Source organism: Streptomyces sp. NPDC060184 (genome assembly GCF_042728795.1).
Classification (GTDB): Bacteria; Actinomycetota; Actinomycetes; order Streptomycetales; family Streptomycetaceae; genus Streptomyces.
The window spans coordinates 81,378-104,216 of sequence record NZ_JBHWYX010000003.1; the positions used below are offsets into that span (position 1 = coordinate 81,378).

General features: G+C 72.4%; 22 protein-coding genes and 1 riboswitch. Of the genes, 18 read left to right on the top strand and 4 right to left on the bottom strand.

The features are described from left to right. Window positions 1–116 precede the first annotated feature (116 nt). The 6 genes from ACFWEE_RS03345 (at window position 117) to ACFWEE_RS03370 (ending at window position 5,759) form a co-directional block, all read left to right on the top strand. The gene (locus tag ACFWEE_RS03345) at window positions 117–1,211 is read left to right on the top strand and encodes a Rieske 2Fe-2S domain-containing protein (protein ID WP_386885944.1); all 1,095 of its coding nucleotides are present in this window, start codon (window positions 117–119) and stop codon (window positions 1,209–1,211) included. A 132-nt stretch (window positions 1,212–1,343) separates the two neighbouring features. After that, on the top strand, window positions 1,344–1,745 hold the full coding sequence (locus ACFWEE_RS03350; RefSeq protein ID WP_386885946.1) for a hypothetical protein: 402 nt from the start codon (window positions 1,344–1,346) through the stop codon (window positions 1,743–1,745). 385 nt (window positions 1,746–2,130) lie between these two features. Then, window positions 2,131–3,927, top strand: a complete 1,797-nt coding sequence (locus tag ACFWEE_RS03355) for an amidase (protein WP_386885948.1) — start codon at window positions 2,131–2,133, stop codon at window positions 3,925–3,927. Next, a complete protein-coding gene (locus tag ACFWEE_RS03360; RefSeq protein WP_386885950.1) occupies window positions 3,927–4,106 on the top strand; it encodes a hypothetical protein in 180 nt (59 codons plus the stop codon). Before ACFWEE_RS03355 ends, ACFWEE_RS03360 begins: the two co-directional genes overlap by 1 nt. Before the next feature lie 286 nt (window positions 4,107–4,392). Further along, window positions 4,393–4,761, top strand: coding sequence for a TraR/DksA family transcriptional regulator (locus ACFWEE_RS03365; RefSeq protein WP_386885951.1), 369 nt, complete (start codon window positions 4,393–4,395; stop codon window positions 4,759–4,761). A gap of 215 nt (window positions 4,762–4,976) precedes the next feature. Further along, window positions 4,977–5,759 carry an HNH endonuclease family protein gene (locus ACFWEE_RS03370; RefSeq protein ID WP_386885952.1) on the top strand — a complete coding sequence of 261 codons (783 nt, stop codon included), beginning with the start codon at window positions 4,977–4,979 and terminating at the stop codon, window positions 5,757–5,759. Window positions 5,760–5,820: 61 nt separating this feature from the next. Here the strand turns inward: ACFWEE_RS03370 and ACFWEE_RS03375 are convergent, their stop codons facing one another. Beyond that, a complete protein-coding gene (locus tag ACFWEE_RS03375) occupies window positions 5,821–6,552 on the bottom strand; it encodes an MBL fold metallo-hydrolase (protein ID WP_386885954.1) in 732 nt (243 codons plus the stop codon). Between the two features lie 324 nt (window positions 6,553–6,876). Beyond that, complete coding sequence (locus tag ACFWEE_RS03380; RefSeq protein WP_386885955.1) at window positions 6,877–7,623, bottom strand: hypothetical protein; 747 nt, start codon at window positions 7,621–7,623, stop codon at window positions 6,877–6,879. A gap of 314 nt (window positions 7,624–7,937) precedes the next feature. Between ACFWEE_RS03380 and ACFWEE_RS03385 the strand changes: the two genes are divergently transcribed. The 12 genes from ACFWEE_RS03385 (at window position 7,938) to ACFWEE_RS03440 (ending at window position 22,072) form a co-directional block, all read left to right on the top strand. Further along, window positions 7,938–10,265 carry an N-6 DNA methylase gene (locus ACFWEE_RS03385; protein ID WP_386885957.1) on the top strand — a complete coding sequence of 776 codons (2,328 nt, stop codon included), beginning with the start codon at window positions 7,938–7,940 and terminating at the stop codon, window positions 10,263–10,265. A gap of 99 nt (window positions 10,266–10,364) precedes the next feature. Then, window positions 10,365–11,009: a hypothetical protein gene (locus ACFWEE_RS03390; RefSeq protein WP_386885958.1), complete on the top strand. Its 645-nt coding sequence runs from the start codon at window positions 10,365–10,367 to the stop codon at window positions 11,007–11,009. Further along, entirely contained in the window at window positions 11,006–12,568 is a 1,563-nt protein-coding gene (locus ACFWEE_RS03395; protein WP_386885959.1) for a protein kinase, read from the top strand. Before ACFWEE_RS03390 ends, ACFWEE_RS03395 begins: the two co-directional genes overlap by 4 nt. Before the next feature lie 170 nt (window positions 12,569–12,738). Next, complete coding sequence (locus ACFWEE_RS03400) at window positions 12,739–13,440, top strand: SurA N-terminal domain-containing protein (RefSeq protein WP_386885961.1); 702 nt, start codon at window positions 12,739–12,741, stop codon at window positions 13,438–13,440. Window positions 13,441–13,465: 25 nt separating this feature from the next. Beyond that, window positions 13,466–14,449 (top strand): nucleoside triphosphate pyrophosphohydrolase, encoded by a 984-nt coding sequence (locus ACFWEE_RS03405; RefSeq protein ID WP_386885963.1) that lies wholly within the window; start codon window positions 13,466–13,468, stop codon window positions 14,447–14,449. Beyond that, the gene (locus ACFWEE_RS03410; protein ID WP_386885964.1) at window positions 14,442–15,782 is read left to right on the top strand and encodes a cytochrome P450; all 1,341 of its coding nucleotides are present in this window, start codon (window positions 14,442–14,444) and stop codon (window positions 15,780–15,782) included. The genes ACFWEE_RS03405 and ACFWEE_RS03410 overlap by 8 nt, the downstream gene beginning before the upstream one ends. A gap of 106 nt (window positions 15,783–15,888) precedes the next feature. Beyond that, complete coding sequence (locus ACFWEE_RS03415; protein ID WP_386885966.1) at window positions 15,889–16,989, top strand: transglycosylase family protein; 1,101 nt, start codon at window positions 15,889–15,891, stop codon at window positions 16,987–16,989. A gap of 289 nt (window positions 16,990–17,278) precedes the next feature. After that, a riboswitch (cyclic di-AMP (ydaO/yuaA leader) is annotated at window positions 17,279–17,461 on the top strand. A gap of 3 nt (window positions 17,462–17,464) precedes the next feature. After that, window positions 17,465–18,193, top strand: coding sequence for a transglycosylase family protein (locus ACFWEE_RS03420; RefSeq protein WP_386885968.1), 729 nt, complete (start codon window positions 17,465–17,467; stop codon window positions 18,191–18,193). A 338-nt stretch (window positions 18,194–18,531) separates the two neighbouring features. Next, the gene (gene eno, locus ACFWEE_RS03425; RefSeq protein WP_386885970.1) at window positions 18,532–19,818 is read left to right on the top strand and encodes a phosphopyruvate hydratase; all 1,287 of its coding nucleotides are present in this window, start codon (window positions 18,532–18,534) and stop codon (window positions 19,816–19,818) included. Between the two features lie 101 nt (window positions 19,819–19,919). Next, window positions 19,920–20,423, top strand: coding sequence for a septum formation initiator family protein (locus ACFWEE_RS03430; RefSeq protein WP_386886152.1), 504 nt, complete (start codon window positions 19,920–19,922; stop codon window positions 20,421–20,423). A 138-nt stretch (window positions 20,424–20,561) separates the two neighbouring features. Then, the gene (locus ACFWEE_RS03435; protein ID WP_327177504.1) at window positions 20,562–21,107 is read left to right on the top strand and encodes a DUF501 domain-containing protein; all 546 of its coding nucleotides are present in this window, start codon (window positions 20,562–20,564) and stop codon (window positions 21,105–21,107) included. Then, the gene (locus ACFWEE_RS03440) at window positions 21,104–22,072 is read left to right on the top strand and encodes an exopolyphosphatase (protein WP_386885972.1); all 969 of its coding nucleotides are present in this window, start codon (window positions 21,104–21,106) and stop codon (window positions 22,070–22,072) included. Before ACFWEE_RS03435 ends, ACFWEE_RS03440 begins: the two co-directional genes overlap by 4 nt. Window positions 22,073–22,127: 55 nt before the next feature. Here the strand turns inward: ACFWEE_RS03440 and ACFWEE_RS03445 are convergent, their stop codons facing one another. Continuing rightward, window positions 22,128–22,397 carry a type II toxin-antitoxin system RelE/ParE family toxin gene (locus ACFWEE_RS03445; RefSeq protein ID WP_386885974.1) on the bottom strand — a complete coding sequence of 90 codons (270 nt, stop codon included), beginning with the start codon at window positions 22,395–22,397 and terminating at the stop codon, window positions 22,128–22,130. Then, a complete protein-coding gene (locus ACFWEE_RS03450) occupies window positions 22,394–22,666 on the bottom strand; it encodes a type II toxin-antitoxin system Phd/YefM family antitoxin (RefSeq protein WP_386885976.1) in 273 nt (90 codons plus the stop codon). Before ACFWEE_RS03450 ends, ACFWEE_RS03445 begins: the two co-directional genes overlap by 4 nt. Between the last annotated feature and the right edge of the window lie 173 nt (window positions 22,667–22,839).

A 22,839-nucleotide genomic window follows, 5' to 3' on the forward strand; every position in this document is an offset into this window, starting at 1 on the left:
CCCGGTCCCAAAATCTGCATGTATGTACCACGTTCGGGTGGGCTTCCGGGTGGCGTGGGGATACCCGGGCGGGGTGGGCAGCCTTCAGGCGACCGCCGATCCCGGGAGGGGAATTCGTGGGACAGCCTCGTCCGTACACGCGCGCCATCACTGAGGGACCGACTCCGGCCGACGTCGCGGGCGCACCCGCCCTGCCCTGCCCCAGCGGCTGGGCCGCGCTCGCCTTCTCCTCCGAACTGAAACCCGGCACTGTGCTGACCCGGCCGCTCGCCGGCGAGGACGTGGTGCTGTACCGGCTCCGCTCGGGAGCGTTACGGGCCGTCCGGCCGTACTGCCCCCACCTCGGCGCCCACCTCGGCCTCGCCCACGTCGACGGTGACGAACTCGTCTGCCCCTTCCACCAGTTCGCCTTCGGGCCCGACGGCACCTGTGTCCGTACGGGATACGACACCCCGCCCCCGAGGTCGCCGCTGACACGGCTGCCCGTGCACGAGGTCAACGGGGCCGTCTTCGTCTGGCGGCACCACGACGGCCGGGAACCCGACTGGTTCATTCCGCCGTGGCACGAGATCGGCCACCGCCCGGCCCGGGAGGCCGCGTGGGAGCTCGGCGGGAACGTCCAGGAGGTCATCGAGAACTCCGTGGACCTCGGCCACTTCGCCACCCTGCACGGCTGGCAGCGGGCGGAGATGGGTGGGCCGGTCGTGTATGAGGACGCCGGATTCCACGTCTCCATGCGCGCCCACGAGTCGGCGCCGCTCCTCGGTGACTTCGTCGTCGAGATCGAGGTCGACGGGTACGGCCTCGGCTGCCTCCACGCCGACGTGCACACCCCCCGGCTCGGGCTGCGGATGTGCACGATGGTGCTGCCGACCGCCATCGGCCCGCACCGGATGCAGTTCCGGCAGCGCAACCGCATCGCCTTCGCCGAGCCGTCCCGGCTGCCCGCCCCGCTCGCCCGCACCGTGAGCCGTACCGCCGCCCGGCTGCTCGACCGGGCGGTCTTCCGGTCGAGCTGCGAGTTCACCGCCGCGGACTTCCCGATCTGGAACCACAAGCAGTACCTCCAGCCCCCGAAACTCGCCCACGGCGACGGCCCGATCGGCCCGTTCCGGCGCTGGGCCCGCCGGTTCTACCCGCCGGTCGGGGAAGCGGGCGGCGAGGCGGCGCTCACGGTGCGCGGCGGGAGGGAGAACCGCCCGACCTGGTGAGACATGCGGTTTCCGCGCCATCCGCCCTTCGCGACCGAGGACTTCGGGTTTCTGATCATAGGATCGGGGAGATCGCCCCGTGCGTCGCCGGACACAAGTTGCCGTTGAGCGGGGGCGGTTGAGCGACTTACCGTGGAGGACACTGTGGTCAAGGGATGGAAGAGAGCGGCGTTCGCGCTCGCGGGCGGTGTGGTGGCGGGACTCGTGGGGACGGCCGGAACCGCGCAGGCGGCGTCCGCGTACGACGTCTACATCTGGGACTCGCTCGGCCACGTCTCGGGCGGGATCATGGGCTTCAACCCCGACGGCGAGATCCTGAAGGTCAAGAACACCTCGAACGACGGGCTCGACTTCGCCGTCGGCTGGAAGGACACCGTCAGCGGGGCGACCGGCAAGTGCATCGCCTACGGCTACACCGGCGAGGCGACGTGCAACCTGGACTTCCCCGAAGGGCGCTGGATCGAGTTCCGCGGCTACTCCCTGAAGAGCGGCACGTACAAGCAGATCGGCGGAGTCGTCTCCGAGAAGTCCTGACCGAGGACTCCGTTCCCTCCGCGTGCCCGCCGCGAGCGCGTTCCTCCGCCTCGCGGCGGGCCGCACGCGGCCCCACGCGCTGAACGGTTGCAGAGGAAGCCCAGTTCTCGCCGGCCGGTGCGACGCGCGACCGTGCCGCACGCCACCCGTCCTGCGCGGTCCTCGCACGGCCACGCCCGTCTCTCCCGCGGGGACGAGGGCGTCGCGCGGCCTTTCGTAAGGCGCCCGCGCGGCCGGTGCCGCGGCGGAGACCCCGTGAGGTCCGAAACGGGCGTGACATGACACCTTCATACGAATGATCGATCCAGGTGTTTCCCTACCGAACATCCGCGTTGATCACGGGGTGCCCGACGTGTTCCGGCACCCCTCCCGTGAAGGACCCTCCTTGAGCGAATCCGGCACACCCAGCACCTCCAGTGCCTCCGGTGCCTCCCGCAGGCGTTTTCTGACCGCCGCCGCCGTCACCGGCTTCGGAGCTTCTCTCCCCGCGCTGCTGCCCGGCTCGGCCGCCGCCGCGACCCGCACCACCGACCAGCTCGGCCATGCCACCCGCGACTACCTGGAGACCCAGCGCAAGGCCGGTCTGGCGGCGGTGAAGCGGGGCACCCCCCTCCCCTTCCTCACCGGCACCCAGCTGGCCGCGATGCTGCTGGCCCGGGACGTCACCAGCACCCAGGTGACCCGGGCGTTCCTGGCCCGGATCGACGCCCTCAACGGCGACGGCATGTTCTCGGTGCCCTCACGCAACCCCGACATCCCCGTCTTCGGCGACAACGGCAAGCTCAACGCCTACGTGCGGACCACCTCCGAACTGGCTCTCACCATCGCCAGGGCCGCCGACAAGGCGCTGGACGCGGCGGCCAGGGGCGGCGATCCCGTGCCGTTCGGCTGCGGTGTACCGGTGGCGTTGAAGGACATCTACGCGGTCAAGGACACCGAACTGACCATCGGCTGCCCGTTGGCGGCCGGAAACATCGCCACCGGCGACTCGGTGGTCGCCGAGCGACTGCGCGCGGCTCACATGCCGATCCTGGGGCTGACCCACACCGGCCCGTGGACCAACGACGACACCTGCCCGCAGACCGCCAACCCGTGGAACCGCGACCTCTGCGTCGGCGGCTCGTCCGGCGGCTCGGCCGCCGCGATCGCGTCCCGGCTCGCGGTCGTCGCGACCGGCTCGGACACCGGAAACTCCCTGCGCAACCCCGCGCAGAACACGGGAGTCGGCTCCATCAAGCCCAGTTACGGCCTGGTGCCCAAGCACGGTGTCACCGTGTCCAGCACCAGCCTGGACACCTGCGGCCCGATGGGCCGGTCGATGGCGGACGTGTCGATGCTGCTCGGCGTGATCGCCGGTCCCGACTCCCGCGACCCGCGCTCCGAGCAGGCACCCGGCTTCCCCCACGGCTTCCCGCTGGCCCCGCGCCCCGGCCGCAAGCCGTTCGCCGGTCTGCGGATCGGCTCCACCGTGGAGACCGAGACCTCACCGGCCCGCGACAGGTGGACGGCGGGGATACTCGCCCGGCTGCGGGCCGCCGTCGCGCAGTTCGAGGAGCTGGGCGCCGAGATCGTCCCGATCACCCCGCCCGCCTCCAACCTGGGCAACACCGCCTACTGGGCGGCTGCCTCCGTCGACCCGGTGACCGGCGCGAAGGTCTCGGCGAGCAGCACGTACGCCAACGCCGAGAACGCCTGGACGCTGCGAGACACCTACGCCGTGACGGCCGAGGAGGACGCGGCGATCGAAGGTGCCGTGCGCACCCGGTTCCGTACCTCGCTCAGCACCATGGAGACCCAGAAGCAGCAGCTCCAGCAGCGGGCCGCCGCACTGACGCCCGCCGACCTCTTCGGCGCCCAGCGGGTGCGCCGGGAGTACTCCGAGATGTGGGCGAAGGTCTTCGAGGAGAACGACCTCGTCGCCTGCCTCTGGCCGCAGAAGGTGCAGACCCCGCCGGCCCGGGCCGACGACAGCACCGGCAGTTTCTCGGGTGTCGAGTCCAGCCGCCCGAACACCACCGGCTGGCCCTGCCTGAACCTCCCGGTGGGCCGCGACGCGGACACCGGTATGCCGGTCGGCATCGACATGGCCGCCCCGTACGGCGGCGACGCGATCATCCTGCAACTGGCGATCGACTACCAGGAGCGCCACCCCTACCACCTCGACATACCGACGGACCTGTGATGACGATGACGACGACCGATCCGACCAACGCTCGGCTGCGCGACCTCGACATTCCGGTGATCATGCCCCGCTTCGACCTCACCGGGTTCCCCGCCTTCGAGTCCGCCGTGTCCACCGGTGACATCCCGGCCCGCCCCTGCGCTCCGGCTGAGAAGGAGAAGGGCAGCGGTTCCCGCTGAACCCGCCGCCCGCTGAACCGGCGCCGGGGTCATCGGGCCGCGAGGAGCAGCCTCGGAGACGAGTCGGTCGGGAGAGGTCCCGGAGCCGGGTTCGCGGAGAGAGCGCGCGCGGAGGCGTCGGCGGTCGGTGCGGGGGCCCGGGGCAGGCGGGGGCTGGAATGCGCACCCGGGCCCCCGCGTTCCGTTACATATGGGCAGTATATGCACCCGTGTCCCCCTCCCCGAGCCCGCCCCCGCACGCTCCCGCGACCGCTTGCCGGAGCGGCCCGGGCGGGAGGACGTGCGGATGCGGATCGCCGCCGAGCGCGCCTCCACGAGCGAGCAGATCGAGGCGCTCAGGCGCGATTTCGAGGGGATCGTCGAGGCGAACGCCCTGGTGGCCGTCGACGACGAGCACGACCCGGAGGGCTCCAGCACCGCGTTCGAGCGGGCCCACGTCGCCGCCCTCCTCGCCCGTGCCGACGAGCACCTGGCCGAGCTGGACCGCGCGCTGGAACGGCTGGACCGCGACGACTACGGCAGGTGCCGGAGCTGCGGCGAGCCGATTCCGGCCGCCCGCCTGGAGGTGCGCCCCGAGGCGACCCTCTGCGTCGGCTGCGCGGCGGAGCGGGAGGGGCGGGCGGGGCGGGCGGGACGAGGGAACCGCCGGCGATGACGCGTCCGCTGCGGAGCGGCGGTTGAGCGGCGGTCAGGGGCGGTCGAGGGGTTGTTGAGTGGCGGTCAGGGGCGGTTGAGGGGCGGCCGGAAAGCGGTGGAGGGGCAGTTGCCCGGCCCGTCCTGCGAAGACCCGCGCGCCATGAACGGCGGCCGACGGGGAAGACGTCCGTAGGATTCCCGGGTTCGGCTCTCTCCCCGTCAGGACGGCTGCCAGTGATATCTCTCCGTACGTACCGCGTGGCCCTGCCCGCCCTGAGCGCCTTCGCCGTACTCGGCCTCGCCGGGTGCGATCCCGACGACCTCGCCGTCCCGGCGGAGACCCCGGGTGCCGGGGCGAACGACGGTGGGCGGTCCGTCGAGGGCTTCGGTGCGAGCCCCCTGGACAACCCCGACGGCACGAAGCCCGGTCTGGCCCCGCTGACCACCGACGCGGACCGGGCGGCGGCGCGGAAGATCATCGAGAAGGTGGTCACCAAGGGGCGTGGCCCCAAGACCGGTTACGACCGCGACGAGTTCGGCTCCGCGTGGAAGGACACCGTGAACGGCATAGCGCTGGCCCGCAACGGCTGCGACACCCGCAACGACCTGCTCAAGCGGGACGGGCAGCAGGTGCGGTTCCGTAGTGGCTCCGACTGCGTGGTGGCCTCCCTGAGGCTCAAGGACCCCTACACCGGCACGGAGATCGCGTGGACCAAGACGAAGGCCACCAGGATCCAGATCGACCATGTGATGCCCCTGTCCTACGACTGGCAGATGGGCGCCTCGCGCTGGAGCGACGCCAAACGCCAGCAGATCGCCAACGACCCGCTCAACCTCATCCCCGTCGACGGTCCCACCAACGGCTCCAAGAGCGACTCCGGCCCCGCCGCCTGGCTGCCGCCGTACAAGCCGATCCGCTGCTCGTACGTGCTCCGTTTCGCCCAGGTGTCGCTGAAGTACGCACTGCCGGTGACCACGGCCGACAAGGCGATGATGCTCAAGCAGTGCGGGGCCTGATCCACGCTCTGCCGCCCTCGGCAGGGAGGCGGACTTGGCCCGGTCCACCACCCCGTCCGCCTCATCCGCGCGCCTGCCACTCCGGCTGCCCGCCGTACCGGGAATCCGCCGCAGCGCGCAGCGTCGCCGAGGCGGATCCCACGATCGCCTCACCGTGTCCGAAGCAAGCGACCTCGGAGTCCAGCCGGCTCAGCGTCCGGAACGACTCCAGCGCACGGGCCCGGTCCATGTTGAACACGCCGACCATGGTCCTGCCTTCGACGTTCGCCACGGCGTCGCCGAGGAAGAGCACCCCGAAGGCGGGGAGATGGAACGCGGTACTGCTCGGAGTGTGACCCGGCGCGGCCACCGCGCGAGCCCCGCCGCCGAAGGGGAGCACGTCGTGATCGCCGAACGCGTGGTCCACCGCGACCGGCGGCGCCGGTGGCAGCTTCGGAACGCTCTCGAACAGGGCGCGTTCCCACTCCGGAGCATCCGAGAGGACCGGCGGCGGAGCCGGAGACTCCCCACGGATCACCCGGGCGTCCCGGTGATGCGCGAACACCTCGACCCCGCCCCACGCGGCGATCTCGGCAGCACCTCCCGCGTGGTCCTCGTGGAAGTGGGTGAGCACAACACGCCGCAGATCCGCGGGGTTCGAGCCGACGCTCAGGATGGCGTCGGCTATCGCACCACCCGCCCCCGCCGCCCCCGAGCCGATCAGCGTCAGCCCCTCCGCGTCACGCCACAGATAGGCCTGTCCCACCTCGAAGCGGAGCAGGTGCAGTTCCGGTAACAGCTCGACGACGTCCATGTACGGAACGTAGCCACCACTGAACCCGTGCAACCGCTGATTCGCCTTCAGCAGATAATCCCCGCGCGCGGGGAGCATGCCGTGGGCCACGGGGCAGGGGCCGGACACCGCCGGGCCCCCCGGCCCGACGCTGCCCGACACCCCTGGCGCACCCCTCCGGCGCGCACCACTCGGGCTCTGCCAGGCGCCCCCAGGCGCTCCCTGGCCCTCCGGGTGCGGCACGCCACCCCGCCCGGCCGCCCCCCTCCGGCGCCCGGGCGGGGCAGGGTGCCGCACCCGGCGACAAGCCCGCCGGGTGCTCCGCTGCCGCCCTCCGCAGCGGCCTCAGCCCAGGTCCACCATGTCCTTCGCGGCCGGCTTCTCCGCCACGACGGGCTTGTCGAAGTCGGAGAAGGTCATGGTCATCGGCTCGTCGCCGCCCGTGGAGCTGACCTGGAGGAGCTGCGGGGTGCTCCCGGTGGACACCAGGATCGTGTAGGTCTCCTCGCCGTCCTTCTCGGTCAGGCGGAAGGCGGGAGCGCCCGCGTGGGTGGTCGGTCCCACCTTCTTCGCCTCCGTGTCGCCGTCCTCGAAGTCCTTGAGGAGGGACTCCAGATCGCAGAACTCGATCATGTTCTTCGTGTCCGGGTCGGAGGCCTTCTCGGTCATCCAGTGGTCGGCGACCGCGTCCACCGTGGCCTGGACGTCCGCCTCGGGCTCGCCCTCGGACTGGGTGCGCAGCATCGCTTCGTCGAGCTTCATGTAGACGGTCTGGTCGATCTTGATGACCGCCATCGAGCCCTGGTCGCCCATGGCCATGGTGCCGGTGCACTGGCCGCCGTCGACGCTGGTGGAGAAATCGGCCTTGATGGGGGTGTCGACCGACGTCATGTCGACGGAGAGGTGCAGGGAGGTCGCCTTGCGGATGTTCTTGAGCGCCGCGTTGACGACCTCGGGGCCCGACTTGTCCGCGAAGGGCTCGGCCTTCGTCGTGGACGAGGCCGCGCCGCCCTCGTCGGCGCCGCAGGCGGCCAGGGTGAGGACGGAGAGGGTGCAGACGGCGGCAGCGGCGGTACGCGCGACTCGGCGCATGGCGGTACTCCAGGAGAAGGAAGAAGCGGAGGAGGCGGGACTGAGGGGAACGCCACCCGTGGCGTGCGGACACGTCGGACGGCGCCCGGACCACGCCCGGACGGCAACGGGAGAAAGGGACTTGAGCACCGACGGCGTTCACCGGTGCGGGCACAGCCCCATCACAGCAGAGCTTGTGAACCGAGTCAACAACAAGTTTTGTGAACACCTCTCGCTTGGCTGTGAATCGATCGGTGCGGCGCGCGTCGGTATGCTCGCCTGCACCGCGCGAACGGTGGCGCGAACGGTGACGATGCGGACCAGGGAGAGAGCAAGTGCCGGAGAACGCCTCTGAGGTGACCGCCGCCGGGATCGCCCGCCTGGCCGGAGTCGGACGGGCGGCCGTCAGCAACTGGCGCCGGCGCCACGCCGACTTTCCCAAGCCGGTCGGCGGTACGGAGACCAGCCCGTCCTTCGCGCTCGCCGAGGTGGAGGAGTGGCTCCGGGGGCAGGGGAAGCTGGTCGAGGTGCCGCTCCGGGAGCGCGTCTGGCAGCAGCTCTCCGGGCATCCGGCCGGTACGGTCGCCGCCCTGATCCACGTCGGCTGCGCCCTGTTGCTCGTACGCGACCGGCCCACCGCCTGGCTGGAGTTGGCGGCGGTCTCGGACGAGCGCGTCGCCCGACTACTGCCCGAGGCCCTGGCGCCCCTGCTCGACGCCCGGTTCGGGCCGCAGGCCCCGGGCGGGCGCGAGGAGGCCGGCCGGGCCCGCCGTGAACCCGCCGCCCCGCCCCCCGTCCGGGCCGTTCGGGTGCCCTTGGCGGAGGCGTTGCTGCCGTCCGTGCCCTTGCTGCGCGGGGCTGCCGCGCTGGCCGCGGAGTCCGGTGCGGGGCAGGCCTTCGAATTCCTCTTCGGGCGCCAACTGGACGCCAATCCACGGCAGTACACCCTCACGCCGCCCGATCTGGCCGCGCTCATGGCCGACCTCGCCGTCCCGGCCGAGGGTCCCGGCCGCCCCTCGTCCCGGAAGGCGACCGCCCTCGCCGTACTGGACCCCGCGTCCGGGACCGGGGCGCTGCTGCGCGCGGTCGGCCGGTCCGCCGCCCTGTACGCGCAGGAGGCCGACCCCGACCTGGCGGCGCTCACCGCTCTCCGCCTCGCCCTGGGGGCCGGTGGCGGCGCGGCCCCCGAGGTGCCGGAGCTCGCGGTGCGTACCGGCGACACCCTGCGCGCGGACGCCTTCCCGGGGCTCGCGGCCGACGTGGTGCTCTGCCACCCGCCGTTCAACGAACGCAACTGGGGCCACGACGAACTGGCCTACGACCCCCGCTGGGAGTACGGGTATCCGGCCCGCGCCGAGTCCGAACTCGCGTGGGTCCAGCACGCGTTGGCCCGGCTCCGGCCCGGCGGCACTGCCGTGCTGCTGATGCCGCCGGCCGCCGCCTCCCGCCGCTCCGGCCGCCGCATCCGCGCCGACCTGCTGCGCCGGGGAGCGCTGCGGGCCGTCGTCGCGCTGCCCGCCGGGGCCGCCCCCCCGTACGGCGTACCGCTGCACCTGTGGGTCCTGCGCAAGCCCGACCACGGCGTGCAGCCCTCGCCCGAACTCCTCCTCGTGGACACGGCCGAGTCCGCCGACCCCGCGACGGGCGCGCCCGGGGCGGCCGGTGGCGTCGGCGGCCTCGCCGGGGGGCTCCCGGGCAGTGGCCGCGAGCGGATGGACTGGCCGCTCGTCCGGCGTACGGTCCTCGACGCCTGGCACGCCTTCACCGCCACCGGTGCCGGTACCGCCGCCGGTGACGCTGCCGGGGCCGGGGCCGGGGCCGGGGCCGTGCCCGTTTCCGGCAACGCCTCCGCGCCGGGGCCGAGCCGGGCCGTGCCCGTCATCGAACTCCTCGACGACGAGGTCGACCTCACCCCCGCCCGCCATCTGCCCCGGCCCGCCACCGGCAGCGGGGCCGTCGAACTGGCCGACGTGCGCGACCGGTTGACGGACGGGCTGCGGCTCACCCTGCGGCTGACCCCGCCGCCCGCCGACCCGACCGAGCCCGCGTCCCGGCCGTTCACCACCCTCGGCGAGCTCGCCCGCGCGGGCGCCCTCCAGCTCAGCACCGGCGGCCCCGGTGGCATCGGCGGCACCAGTGGTACCAGTGGCTCCGCCGACTCCGGCCGCGCCCCCGGGTTCGTCCTCACCGAACACGACGTGCTCGGCAACACCCCGCCCAGCGGACCCCCGGCCCCCGCGGCCACCCCCGGCTCCGCCGAGGACGCCGTCGTCCTCCGGGCCGGTGACGTCGTGGTCCCCTTGCTCGGCGGCGGCTCGGTCGTCCGGGTCGTGGACGAGGCGACCGCCGGGGCCGTGCTCGGCCGCAACCTCCAGTTGCTGCGCCCCGATCCGGCCGTGCTCGACCCCTGGTTCCTCGCGGGTTTCCTGCGCGGCACCGCCAACAACCGCCGCGCCAGCAGCCACGCCTCCACCGCCTCGCGGCTCGACGCCCGCCGTATCCGGCTTCCCCGGCTCCCGCTGGACGAACAGCGGCGGTACGGTGAGCAGTTCCGCGCCCTCGCCGCCTTCGAGGACGCACTGCGCACGGCGGGCCGACTCGGCGGACTGCTGGTCCAGGGCATGTACGACGGACTCACGGACGGGACGGTCGCCCCGGAGTGAGCTGAGCCACATCCGTTGTGCGGAACCCGGGAACAGCTGTCCGCGCGGGTGTATACGCTCGCACCACCCCATCCGCCCATCGCCTCACGGGAGCGGCACATGCACGGCTACGGCTATCCGCCGGAGCTTCCCCCGGCGCGCCCTTCCCGGGCGGCGCTGACGGTCCTGCGCGTGGTCTTCGTGGCTCTGGCCGTGCTGAGTTGCGGCTTTCTGGCGTGGGCGGCGATGCTGCGCCTGGCCATCGTGACCAGACGGCCCCGCGACTGGGGGCTGTTCGTCCTCTCCCTCGTCCTCACGGCGGGCCTCGCCGTCTTCCTCGACGTGATCCCCAGCGACGAGGACGACATGACGACCGAGCAGGCGTTCGGCCTGATCGGCTGGATCCTCGGCCTCATGGGCGGCGTCACCTGGTACTACCTCCACCAGGACATCCGGTACTTCGCCGCCGCGGACCGGGCGCGGGCCGCGGGCTACCCGGCCGCCGGCCCCGTTCAGGGATACGGCTACCCGTACGCCGCCCCCGCGCACCCGGCCCCGCCCTACGGCACCCCGCCCGTCCCGCAGTACCCGCAAGGCCCCGCGTCCTACCGGCCCACCCCGCCGCAGCAGCAACCGCCGCTCCCGCCGCAGTCCACCCCGCCTCCGCCCCCGAAGCGCCCCGGCCCGCCCCAGCGGCTCGACCAGGTCCGCGCCGAGCTGGACGAGCTGAGCGACTACCTCCGCAACGAGGGTGAGGGCCGGTGAGCGGTCGCGTCGTCGCCGGGCGGTACGCGCTCGCGGCCATCCTCGGCCAGGGCGGCATGGGCCAGGTCTGGACGGCGTACGACCAGCGGCTCGACCGCCGGGTCGCGGTGAAGCTGCTGCGCCCCGACCGGATGGGCGTGCCCGGCGGCCCGGAGGAGGCCGACGAACTGCGCCGCAGGTTCGCCCGGGAGTGCCGGGTAACCGCACAGGTCGACCACCCCGGACTGGTCACCGTCCACGACGCCGGGGGCGACGGCGACGACCTCTTCCTCGTGATGAGTCACGTCGAGGGCTCCGACCTCGCCGACCACCTCGCCGAGCACGACCCCTACCCGTGGCCCTGGGCCGTCGCGGTCGCGGCCCAGCTCTGCGCGGTGCTCAGCGCCGTGCACGCGGTGCCGATCGTCCACCGCGACCTCAAGCCCCGCAACGTCATGGTCCGGCCCGACGGCACCGTCACCGTGCTCGACCTCGGCGTCGCCTCCGTACTCGACAACGACACCACCCGGCTCACCCACACCGGCTCGCCCATCGGCTCCCCGGCCTACATGGCGCCCGAGCAGGCGATGGGCGGCGCGGTCGGCCCGCACACCGACCTGTACGCACTCGGCGTGCTGCTGCACGAACTGCTCAGCGGGGACGTGCCGTTCTCCGGGTCCACCGCGCTCGGCGTGCTCCACCGCCACCTCTACGAACCGCCGCTGCCGGTCCGTCACCTCCGCGCCGACGTGCCCGAGCAGCTGGAGGCCCTCGTCCTGCGGCTGCTCGCCAAGGACCCGCAGGCCCGCCCCGGCTCCGCTCAGGAGGTGTACGAGGCCCTCGCACCGCTGCTCCCCGGGCGCGGGACGCCCGTCGGACCGCTCGACCCGACCCGCCCGTTCCTCCGCCCGCACGCCCCCTGGCCCGACCGGCCGACCGCCCCGGCCCCCGCACCGGTCACCGGCTTCGGCCCGCCGACCGTACCCGCCCAGCGCCCGGCGTCCGGCCGGGCCGACGTGGCGCGCGCCGTCGACGACGTCAAGCGGCTCCTCGGCGAGGGCCGGATCACCCAGGCCGTCGACATCCTCGGCTCCATCCTGCCGACCGCCGCCGCCGAGCACGGCGAACACTCGCCCGTCGTCCGCATCCTCCGCAAGCAGTACGCGGCGACGCTGATGGACGACGGCCAGTACCGCCGCGCCCTGCCCGAACTCCGCCGCCTCGCCGACGACCGCACCGCCGAGGCGGGCCCCGGAGACCCGCAGACCCTCCAGTACCGCTACGACGCCGCCACCTGCCTGGAGCAGCTGGGCGAGACGGCCGCCGCGCTCAACGAGTACCGCGCGGTCCTCCCGTACTACGAGAACGTCTACGGGACCGTCGCCCCCGACCCCGGCCGGGCCTTCGACATCCGCCACCGCATCGGTCTGCTGCTGCTCGCCGTCGGCGACCACACCGCGGGACGCGCCCAGCTCCAGGCCCTGCTGTACGACACCGAGCGCTCCTACGGCCCGCACCACCCGCTCCCCGCCGAGCTGCGCCGCCGGCTGACCCATCAGCGGGACGTCCGCGGCGGCTGACCGCCCCGGAGCGCCGTCCGCCGGGCGCGCGGACACCGCCCGGTGGCACCACATCCCCAACTCCTCCCGAATCGTTGGTCGAACCAGTGGCCCCCTCGGCCACCACTGCCTAACATCGATCACCGCAAGGCTTTGTGCACTGATGCACAAACTCTCATCGGGAGGCTCCTTTGCACCGCCGTCGTCGCACCGCGCTCACCCTCTCCGCCGCGCTCCTCCTCTCCGCACCCGTCCTCACCGCCTGCGGCGGCGAGGCCCACCCCGGCGCCGCCGCGATCGTCGGAGGACAGCGGATCGAGGTCTCCACCCTCCAGGCGGACGTCGCCGAGGTGCGCGCCGCCCAGCAGAGCTCGCCGCAGTCCGCCCAGCTGGTGAAGGGGTCCGGGCAGCTCCCGCGCGCCGCCCTGCACCGGCTGATCTTCAGCCAGGTCCTCGACCGGGCGGCCGAGGACGCCGGGGTGACCGTCAGCCGCAAGGAGCTCCAGCAGGTGCACCAGGCGGCCGTCGCCCAGTACGGCGGCGAGGACGAACTGGCCGCGACCCTCCTCCAGGAGCGCTGGATCTCCCCGGAGCAGATCGACGGCGACCTGCGCCAGGAGGTCCAGCTGCCGAAGCTGGCGGCGTCGCTCGGCGCGGACCTGCAGACCCAGGAGGGCACCCAGAAGGTGACGGCGGCCCTCACCAAGGCGTCGAAGTCGCTGCACATCGACGTCAACCCGCGCTACGGCGCCTGGGACGACCAGCAGATCCGCCTCGGCACCTACGAGTCCCCCTGGCTCGCCAAGGCCACCGGCACCGACGGCGCCGCATCCGGCGGGGACGGTGCCGGAGCGGACGGTTCCGGGCAGCAGGAGACCGTCCCGGCGGGCTGACACACCGCCGGGGTAGGTTCGACGGGTGAACGCTGAAGCACCCGGCCGGGTCGTCCTCCTCACCGCCAGCCACCGAGTCGCACCCGGACTGCTGTCCTGGCCCGCCTGGCAGACGCTGCGCACCGCCGACCGCGTGCTGTGCGGCGCCCCCGACCACGTGCAGCTGCCGTATCTGCGCGAGGCGGGCGTCACCGTCGAGCACGCCGAGCCGACCGCCGAGGAACTGGTCGACGCCTGCGCCGGGGACCGGACCGTGGTGGTGCTGGTCGGCGGCGAGGGCGACCAGCGGCTCACCGACGGACTCGCCCGCCTCGGCGGCTCCGGCCGGGTGCGGATGCCGGACCTGGAACTGCTCCCCGGCTCGTACGACCTGCCGGGCGCCCGGCTCCTCGACCTCGTCCAGGTCATGGACGTGATCCGGCGGGACTGCCCGTGGACCTCGCGGATGACGCACCGCAGCCTCGCCAAGTACGCCATCGAGGAGACGTACGAGCTGGTCGAGGCGATCGAGGACGGCGACCGCGACGAACTCCGCGAGGAGCTCGGGGACGTCCTGCTCCAGGTCGTCTTCCACGCGCGGATCGCCGAGGAGGACCCGGAGGCCCCGTTCTCCGTGGACGACGTGGCGGGCGGGCTGGTGGAGAAGCTGATCCGCCGCCACCCGCACATCTTCGGCGACGCGACCGCCGAGACCCCCGACGACGTCCACGCGCACTGGCTGCGCACCAAGGCGGTCGAGAAGCGACGCGACTCGGTCACCGAGGGCATCCCGCTCGGTCAGCCCGCGCTGGCCCTCGCGGCGAAGCTCGGCAGCCGGGTCCGCGGGTCGGACCTGGACGTCGCCCCGCCCACCGGCGACACCCTCGGCTACGAGCTGCTGGCCCTCGCGGTCCGCGCCGAGGCCGACGGCGTCGACCCGGAAGCCGCCCTGCGCGCGGCGGCCCGCGCCTACCGCGACGCGATCCTCGCGGCGGAGGGCGTCAGCGGTCCGGACACCGGCGATGAGTGACCGGCCGGCGGACGGCGCCGGCCCCGCGGACCGCGACCCCGGTCCCGCCGGATGTCCCGCGCACCGCGCGCCCGCCGCTCCCGAGCTCTTCACCTGGGAGTTCGCCACCGACCCGTACCCGGCGTACGCCTGGCTCCGGGAGCACAGCCCGGTGCACCGCACCACGCTGCCCAGCGGGGTCGAAGCCTGGCTGGTCACCCGGTACGCCGACGCGCGGCAGGCGCTCGCCGACAACCGGCTCTCCAAGAACCCGGTCCACCACGCCGGGTCCGCGCACGCCAAGGGGAAGACGGGGATCCCGGGGGAGCGCAAGGCCGAGCTGATGACCCATCTGCTCAACATCGACCCGCCCGACCACACCCGGCTGCGCCGGCTCGTGTCGAAGGCGTTCACCCCGCGCCGGGTCGCGGAGTTCGCGCCCCGCGTGCAGGAGCTGACGGACCGGCTCATCGACCGGTTCGTGGCCGCGGGCTCCGCCGACCTCATCCACGACTTCGCGTTCCCGCTCCCCATCTACGCCATCTGCGACCTGCTCGGAGTGCCCGAGGAGGACCAGGACGACTTCCGGGACTGGGCGGGGATGATGATCCGCCACGGCGGCGGGCCGCGCGGCGGAGTGGCGCGTTCGGTGAAGCGGATGCGCGCCTACCTCGCCGAACTCATCCACCGCAAGCGGGAGGACCCGGGCGACGACCTGATCTCCGAACTCATCCGGACCAGCGACCACGGCGAGCACCTGACGGAGAACGAGGCCGCCGCGATGGCCTTCATCCTTCTCTTCGCGGGTTTCGAGACCACCGTCAACCTCATCGGCAACGGCACCTACTCGCTGCTCCGCCACCCCGGGGAGCGCGCCCGCCTCGAAGCGTCCCTGGCGGCGGGGGAGGAGCAGCTGCTCGCCACCGGCATCGAGGAACTGCTCCGCTTCGACGGCCCGGTGGAGCTGGCCACCTGGCGGTACGCCACCGAACCGCTGACCGTCGGCGGCGAGGAGATCGCGGCCGGCGACCCCGTGCTCGTGGTGCTCGCGGCGGCCGACCGCGACCCCGCGCGCTTCGAGGACCCCGACCGGCTGGACCTCGCGCGGCGTGACAATCAGCACCTCGGCTACGGCCACGGCATCCACTACTGCGTGGGTGCGCCGCTGGCCCGGCTGGAGGGCCGGACGGCCCTCGCGACCCTGCTGAGGCGCCTTCCTGACCTGCGTCTTGCGGGAGAAAGCACCGATTTGCGGTGGCGCGGCGGGCTCATCATGCGTGGACTGCGCACCCTTCCCGTGGAGTTCACGCCGGGCCCGGCGCTCTACGGAAGTGACGCTCCGTCAACACTGTGATGTTCACGTGATCTGCGAGGCATCGACTTGTGACGCACGTTCGAGTCCCGCTAGGTTCACGGTTCGACGCATCAGTTCACCCGTCAGTCACACGGAAGGCACTCCCATGGGCTCCGCGAACGGCAGACACCGCCGCCCTCGCCAGGCACCCGCCATCGTCGTCGCAGCCGGCGTGACAGGCTCCGCCCTCGCGATTCCGCTCCTCGCCGCGGGCAGCGCCGGCGCCGCGGACACGACCACCTGGGACAAGGTCGCCGAATGCGAGAGCGGCGGCACCTGGAGCGCCGACTTCGGCAACGGTTACTACGGCGGACTGCAGTTCTCCCAGGAGACCTGGGCGGCCTACGGCGGTACGGAGTACGCGCAGCGCGCGGATCTCGCGAGCCGCACCCAGCAGATAGCCGTGGCGGAGAAGGTCCTCGACGCCAAGGGCCCGCAGGCGTGGCCCGGGTGCGCGGTGATCTCCGGCCTCGCTCCCGCAGGCTCGCTCATCGGGGTGGACCCGGGTTCCGTCTCCGCGGCGGACGCGGGCGCCTCGGCGGGCACGATCCCGGACGCGGGCGGCGCACCCGCCTCGACCGGCGCCACCGGGTCGCAGGACACGTCGGACGCGACCGGTGCCTCCGGCTCGAACGGCACGACCGGTTCGACGGGCTCGACCGGCAGCAGCGCCACGCCGAGCCCCGACGCCTCCGCCACCCCCTCGCCCTCCGGCTCGGCCACCCCGGGCAGCACCACCCCCGGCAAGGGCGGGGCGAAGGGCGGCGCGACGGCGGGTACGAGCGACAGCGCGACGGACGCGGCGACCGGTGACACCGCGACGGGCGGCAAGCACCGCGGCACGCCCGACCCGGACGAGGCCGCCGCCGACGCCTCGCGCGAGTCCGGCCGGCACGCCTCGCGCGGCGACAGCGACGCGCGCGACGACGCGGCGCTCGCGACGGACGGGACGTACACGGTCCAGTCCGGCGACAACCTCTGGGCGATCGCCGACGCCCAGCACCTGACGGACGGCTGGACCGAGCTCTACCAGGCCAACGAGGACGTGATCGGCTCGAACCCCGACCTGATCCTGCCGGGCCAGGAGCTCGACCTGTCCACGCAGACGGCCACCGGAGGGACGTCGACCGCCTCCACGGAGAGCGCGACCACTTCCGACACGCCGGAGACCGTTCCCGACACGGCGGAGACCGCCCCCGCCAACTGATCAAATTCGGGAAAACCGCCCGAAAAGAGGGGCAGTTAAGGGGCCTATGTCCGCTTTTGCGAAAGTGAGACATGGGTCTCTTCGCTGTTTGGGCGTGTCGCGGTCACGGGGGTTCGCAGATGTCCGCTTTGACCTGCGGAAACGGTTATTCAGGCGTGGCCAGTAAGGTCTGATTGTCTGATATGTCCATCATTGAATGTGGGGGTTCCCTCTGTTTACGGTCAGAGCCGCTCGCACCGCGGGCCCCGTCGACCGTCACGCCGAATCCTGCCGTCGGTCGAAGGGAACAGACGCGAAAGCGCCGTAGGCAGGAGCGGGGGACCCAGGTAAGCCGCCGGAATCGGACGGCCCGTCGGAAACGACGGGCGGGCCGGGACCAGCTAGGGGTGAAGCCACACGCAAGGACGTGTGGCCGGGCAACTCATTGGCCCGAACCCGACAGCTCACCTCGCAGGCGTCGGTGAGGAGATCTTCCATGCTGCTGTCCAGCAAGGGTAAGCACCGCCGTTCGTCCAAGGCCGTCCGTGTGGCCACGCTCGCCGGCGTCGCCGGTGCCGCCATCGCCCTCCCGCTGATGGGCGCCACCAACGCCTCCGCCGCCTCCGTCGCCACCTGGGACGCCGTCGCCCAGTGCGAGTCCGGTGGCAACTGGTCCATCAACACCGGCAACGGCTACTACGGCGGTCTGCAGTTCTCGCAGTCCAGCTGGGCCGCCGCCGGCGGTACGAAGTACGCCCCCCGCGCCGACCTGGCCACCAAGGAGCAGCAGATCGCCACCGCCGAGGTGCTGCTCGACATGCAGGGTCCGGGCGCCTGGTCCTGCGCCGGTGCCGGCAACCTCACCAACGACGGTGTGGACCCGGGCGTCGACACGGGCTCCTCCTCCGCGAGCACCGACACCTCCGCGAGCACCTCGACCGACAGCGCCTCCTCGGCCCAGTCGGACCGTTCCACCGACGCGCAGGCCGCCTCCCGCAGCGAGGAGCGTCCCGCCGCCGAGAAGTCCGAGACCGTCACCACGCCCACCGGCGACAAGGTCGAGAAGGGCGACGGCGAGTACAAGGTCGTCGCCGGTGACACCCTCAGCACCATCGCCGAGAAGCAGGGGGTCAAGGGCGGCTGGCAGAAGCTGTTCAAGCTGAACCACGACATCGTCGAGGACGCCGACCTCATCTTCCCGGGTCAGCAGCTCCACCTGAAGTAGTCACGAACCTCTCCTCCCCGGAACGGGGGTGTCCGGCGGCACCCCTTTCCCACTCCCTGGCCCGGCGCGCACTCCCCCCGCACGCCGGGCCAGGGCCTTTTCCGGCACGCGCCGTCCGCGCGGCGGCCCCGGAGGAGAAGGAGAAGGGGCTCCCTTTTCCGGACGTACGGCAGACCGCCGGACGCCGTACCGCCGCACGTTATGTTCCGTACGGAAACAATGTGTAGGCTCGCCGTGTCACTGGACGGACGGTCGGCTGGCCGATGTCCTGTGTCCGGTTAGGCTCTAGTCGCAAGGCTCAAGAGCCCCGCACAGTCAGCGTCACATCCCAGAAGGAGATGCTCGTGCCGTCCATCGACGTCGTCGTAGCCCGGGAAATCCTCGACTCGCGGGGTAACCCCACGGTCGAGGTCGAAGTTGGTCTCGACGACGGCAGCACGGGCCGTGCTGCCGTTCCGTCCGGCGCCTCCACCGGCGCTTTCGAGGCCGTCGAGCTTCGCGACGGTGACCCCAAGCGTTACCTGGGCAAGGGTGTCGAGAAGGCCGTCCTCGCCGTCATCGAGCAGATCGGCCCGGAGCTCGTCGGCTACGACGCCACCGAGCAGCGCCTGATCGACCAGGCGATGTCCGACCTGGACGCCACGGAGAACAAGGGCTCGCTCGGCGCCAACGCCATCCTCGGCGTCTCGCTGGCCGTCGCGCACGCCGCCTCCGAGGCCTCCGACCTCCCGCTCTTCCGCTACCTCGGCGGCCCGAACGCGCACCTGCTGCCCGTTCCGATGATGAACATCCTCAACGGTGGGTCGCACGCCGACTCCAACGTCGACATCCAGGAGTTCATGATCGCCCCGATCGGCGCGGAGTCCTTCTCCGAGGCCCTTCGCTGGGGTGCCGAGACGTACCACACGCTGAAGAAGGTCCTCAAGACCAAGGGCCTCTCCACCGGCCTCGGCGACGAGGGCGGCTTCGCCCCGAACCTCGAGTCCAACCGCGCCGCCCTCGACCTCATCGTCGAGGCCATCAAGGAGGCCGGCTTCGTCCCCGGCCGCGACATCGCGCTCGCGCTCGACGTCGCCGCGTCCGAGTTCTACAAGGACGGCACGTACGAGTTCGAGGGCAAGTCCCGCTCGGCCGCCGAGATGACCGAGTACTACGAGGAGCTCGTCTCCGCGTACCCGCTGGTCTCCATCGAGGACCCGCTGTACGAGGACGACTGGGCCGGCTGGAAGGTCATCACCGACAAGCTCGGCTCCAAGGTCCAGATCGTCGGCGACGACCTCTTCGTGACCAACCCCGAGCGCCTCGCCCGCGGCATCGAGGAGGGCTCGGCCAACGCCCTGCTCGTCAAGGTCAACCAGATCGGTTCGCTGACCGAGACCCTGGACGCCGTCGAGCTCGCCCAGCGCAACGGCTTCAAGTGCATGATGTCCCACCGTTCCGGTGAGACCGAGGACGTCACCATCGCCGACCTCGCCGTCGCCGTGAACTGCGGCCAGATCAAGACCGGCGCCCCGGCCCGCTCGGACCGCGTCGCCAAGTACAACCAGCTGCTGCGCATCGAGGAGATCCTCGACGACGCCGCGGTGTACGCCGGCCGCTCGGCGTTCCCCCGCTTCAAGGGCTGATCCGCGGCCCGCGAGGGCCCGCTCCACCAGCCTCCGTCCGTCCCCGCACTCGGTCCCGTACCGTGTGCGGGGACGGACGTGCGTGACGGGGAGGCATGAACATGGCCGTGAAGGACCGCGACCGGTTCTCCACCGCGACCAGGCTGCGGCTGCTCGGCGAGCAGACGGCGGCCCGCGTCTACCGCTCCCAGAACCGCCGCCAGGCCCACCGCTCCCGGCTCACCGGCCGCGCCGCGTTCCTGGCCCTGATCGTCTGCACCCTGATCGTGGCGCTGGCGTACCCGATGCGGCAGTACGTCTCCCAGCGCGAGGAGATCGCCGACCAGGAGCGGACCCTCCAGGACGCCGGGAAGCGCGCCGAGGAGCTGCGGGACGAGAAGGCCCGCCTCCAGGACGACGCGTACATCCGCCGCCTCGCCCGCGAACACCTCCACTACGTACTCCCCGGCGAGACCGGCTACACCGTCGTCGACCCCGACGCGGCGGCCGACGACCGGGGCGAACCCGGCGCCGACGGCCGCTCCTGGGACGCCAACCTCTGGGACGGCGTGGACAGCGCGGACGGCTCCGGCAGCGACGCGGACGACTCCTCCCACGGCGGCTGAGCCGCGCCCCGCCGGGCCGGGCACACCGGTCCGCCAGGCACACTGGTCCGAGCGGACGCGCGCACCCGTCGCGACGCACCCGCGCCCTTTTCCGTACCGCACTCCACGGCAGCACCTCCGAGCAGAACCAAGGCAGGCATGGACACGCCCCCTCCGCAGACCGAATCCACTCCGCCCACCGACGCGGACATCGCCGCGTTCGAGCAGCAGCTCGGACGGCCGCCGCGCGGGCTGCGCGCCATCGCGCACCGCTGCCCCTGCGGCAACCCGGACGTGGTGGAGACCCAGCCCCGTCTTGAGGACGGCACGCCGTTCCCGACGACGTACTACCTGACGTGCCCGCGTGCCGCCTCCGCGATCGGCACGCTGGAGGCGAACGGCGTCATGAAGGAGATGACCGAGCGCCTGGGCACCGACCCGGAGCTCGCCGCCTCCTACCGCGCCGCGCACGAGGACTACATCGCCCGCCGCGACGCCATCGAGGTCCTGGAAGGCTTCCCCAGCGCCGGCGGCATGCCGGACCGGGTGAAGTGCCTGCACGTCCTCGTCGGGCACTCGCTGGCCGCGGGACCCGGCGTGAACCCGCTCGGCGACGAAGCCATCGCCATGCTCCCCGAGTGGTGGGCCAAGGGCCCCTGCGTGACCCCGTGCACCCCCGAAAAGCCCGCCGAGGAGTCCGCGTGACCACCACCCGCGTCGCCGCCGTCGACTGCGGCACCAACTCCATCCGGCTGCTCGTCGCCGACATCGACCCCGCCACCGGTGGCTTCACCGAGCTGGACCGCCGGATGCGGATCGTCCGCCTCGGCCAGGACGTCGACCGCACCGGCCGCCTCGCCCCCGAGGCCCTGGAGCGTACGTTCGCCGCCTGCCGCGAGTACGCCGGGGCCATCGAGGAGCTGGGCGCCGAGAAGATCCGCTTCGTCGCCACCTCCGCCTCCCGCGACGCCGAGAACAGCGCCGACTTCGTCCGGGGCGTCCACGAGATCCTCGGCGTCGAGCCCGAGGTGATCACCGGCGACCAGGAGGCCCAGCTCTCCTTCGACGGCGCCACCAAGGAGCTCCACGCCAACAGCGGCCACGGCTTCGCCTCCCCGTACCTCGTGGTCGACATCGGCGGCGGCTCCACCGAGTTCGTCCTCGGCGACGAGACGGTCCGCGCCGCCCGCTCGGTCGACATCGGCTGCGTCCGCATGACGGAGCGCCACCTCGTCCAGGACGGCGCGAAGATCGACCCGCCGACCGAGGCCCGGATCGCCGCGATCCGCGCCGACATCGACGCGGCCCTCGACCTCGCCGCCGAGACCGTCCCGTTCACCGAGGCCACCACTCTCGTCGGCCTCGCCGGTACGGTCACCACCATCGCCGCGATCGCGCTGGACCTGAAGGAGTACGACTCCGAGGCCATCCACCACTCCCGGATCCCGCTGGCCCGCGTGGAGGAGATCACCACCCGCCTGCTCGCCTCCACCCACGCCGAACGCGCCGCGATCCCCGCGATGCACCCAGGCCGGGTCGACGTCATCGCCTCGGGCGCCCTGATCCTCCAGGCCCTGATGCGGCGCACGGGGGCGAAGGAGATCGTGGTCAGCGAGCACGACATTCTGGACGGGATCGCCCTTGGAGCGGCGACGCTCGGCGGCGAGTGATCCGCTGAGTGGTGGACGGGCCCGGGGCGTGGCGCTCCCGGGCCCGTCCTCTGTCTCAGGTGCTGCGGTAGACGTCGCGCCGGTCGCCGACCTTGACGGCGGGGATCACCAGTTCGTCGTTCTCGATCTGGTAGGCGACCCGGTAGTTCCCGACCCGGAGGCGGTAGAGACCTGAGGAGCCGACAAGTTTCTTGACGTCGGCGTCTTCGCGGTACGGATCTTCGCCGAGCGCGGTCAGCGCGGCCAGGATGCGCATGGCGGCAGGCCGGTCGATGGCACGGAGTTGTCGCTGTGCCGCGGCGGTGAACCGGAACGCGTACTTCACGCCGCGCCTTCGGAGCGTTCGGTGAACAGATCGGCCAGCAACTCGGCCATGGTCACGGTCGGGCCGCCCTCGGCCAGGACCGCCTCCGCTTCCCGCGCCAGCAAGACGTCCGCCGCGTCCTCCAGCGCGTAGTAGTCGGAGATCGGCACCACGGCGGCCACGGGCTCCCCGTTACGGGTGATCACCGTGGGTGTTCCCTCCTCGGCGCGATTGATGTGGTCCGCGAGGTGGGCGCGGGCTTCTCGCACGGTCGCGGTCGTCTCAGTCATGAAAAGAGTGTACGCGCCAGTGTGTACACGTGCCGAGTCGAGCGAAGCGCACTTCGGGGGCAATACTCGACGGGATCGCGCTCTTGGCGGCCTGAGCGCGATCTCGTGGGCGTCTGGTAGGCATCTCGTACGCATGCGGCAGCGGCTCATCCCTTCAGTGGCTCCCGCCGGCA

Coding starts and splice junctions, on each gene's coding strand:
- ACFWEE_RS03360 (WP_386885950.1), top strand. CDS start 3,927: ATGACGATGACGACGACCGATCCGACCAACGCTCGGCTGCGCGACCTC.
- ACFWEE_RS03365 (WP_386885951.1), top strand. CDS start 4,393: ATGCGGATCGCCGCCGAGCGCGCCTCCACGAGCGAGCAGATCGAGGCG.
- ACFWEE_RS03375 (WP_386885954.1), bottom strand. CDS start 6,552: ATGGACGTCGTCGAGCTGTTACCGGAACTGCACCTGCTCCGCTTCGAG.
- ACFWEE_RS03380 (WP_386885955.1), bottom strand. CDS start 7,623: ATGCGCCGAGTCGCGCGTACCGCCGCTGCCGCCGTCTGCACCCTCTCC.
- ACFWEE_RS03390 (WP_386885958.1), top strand. CDS start 10,365: ATGCACGGCTACGGCTATCCGCCGGAGCTTCCCCCGGCGCGCCCTTCC.
- ACFWEE_RS03410 (WP_386885964.1), top strand. CDS start 14,442: ATGAGTGACCGGCCGGCGGACGGCGCCGGCCCCGCGGACCGCGACCCC.
- ACFWEE_RS03415 (WP_386885966.1), top strand. CDS start 15,889: ATGGGCTCCGCGAACGGCAGACACCGCCGCCCTCGCCAGGCACCCGCC.
- ACFWEE_RS03420 (WP_386885968.1), top strand. CDS start 17,465: ATGCTGCTGTCCAGCAAGGGTAAGCACCGCCGTTCGTCCAAGGCCGTC.
- eno (WP_386885970.1), top strand. CDS start 18,532: ATGCTCGTGCCGTCCATCGACGTCGTCGTAGCCCGGGAAATCCTCGAC.
- ACFWEE_RS03430 (WP_386886152.1), top strand. CDS start 19,920: ATGGCCGTGAAGGACCGCGACCGGTTCTCCACCGCGACCAGGCTGCGG.
- ACFWEE_RS03435 (WP_327177504.1), top strand. CDS start 20,562: ATGGACACGCCCCCTCCGCAGACCGAATCCACTCCGCCCACCGACGCG.
- ACFWEE_RS03450 (WP_386885976.1), bottom strand. CDS start 22,666: ATGACTGAGACGACCGCGACCGTGCGAGAAGCCCGCGCCCACCTCGCG.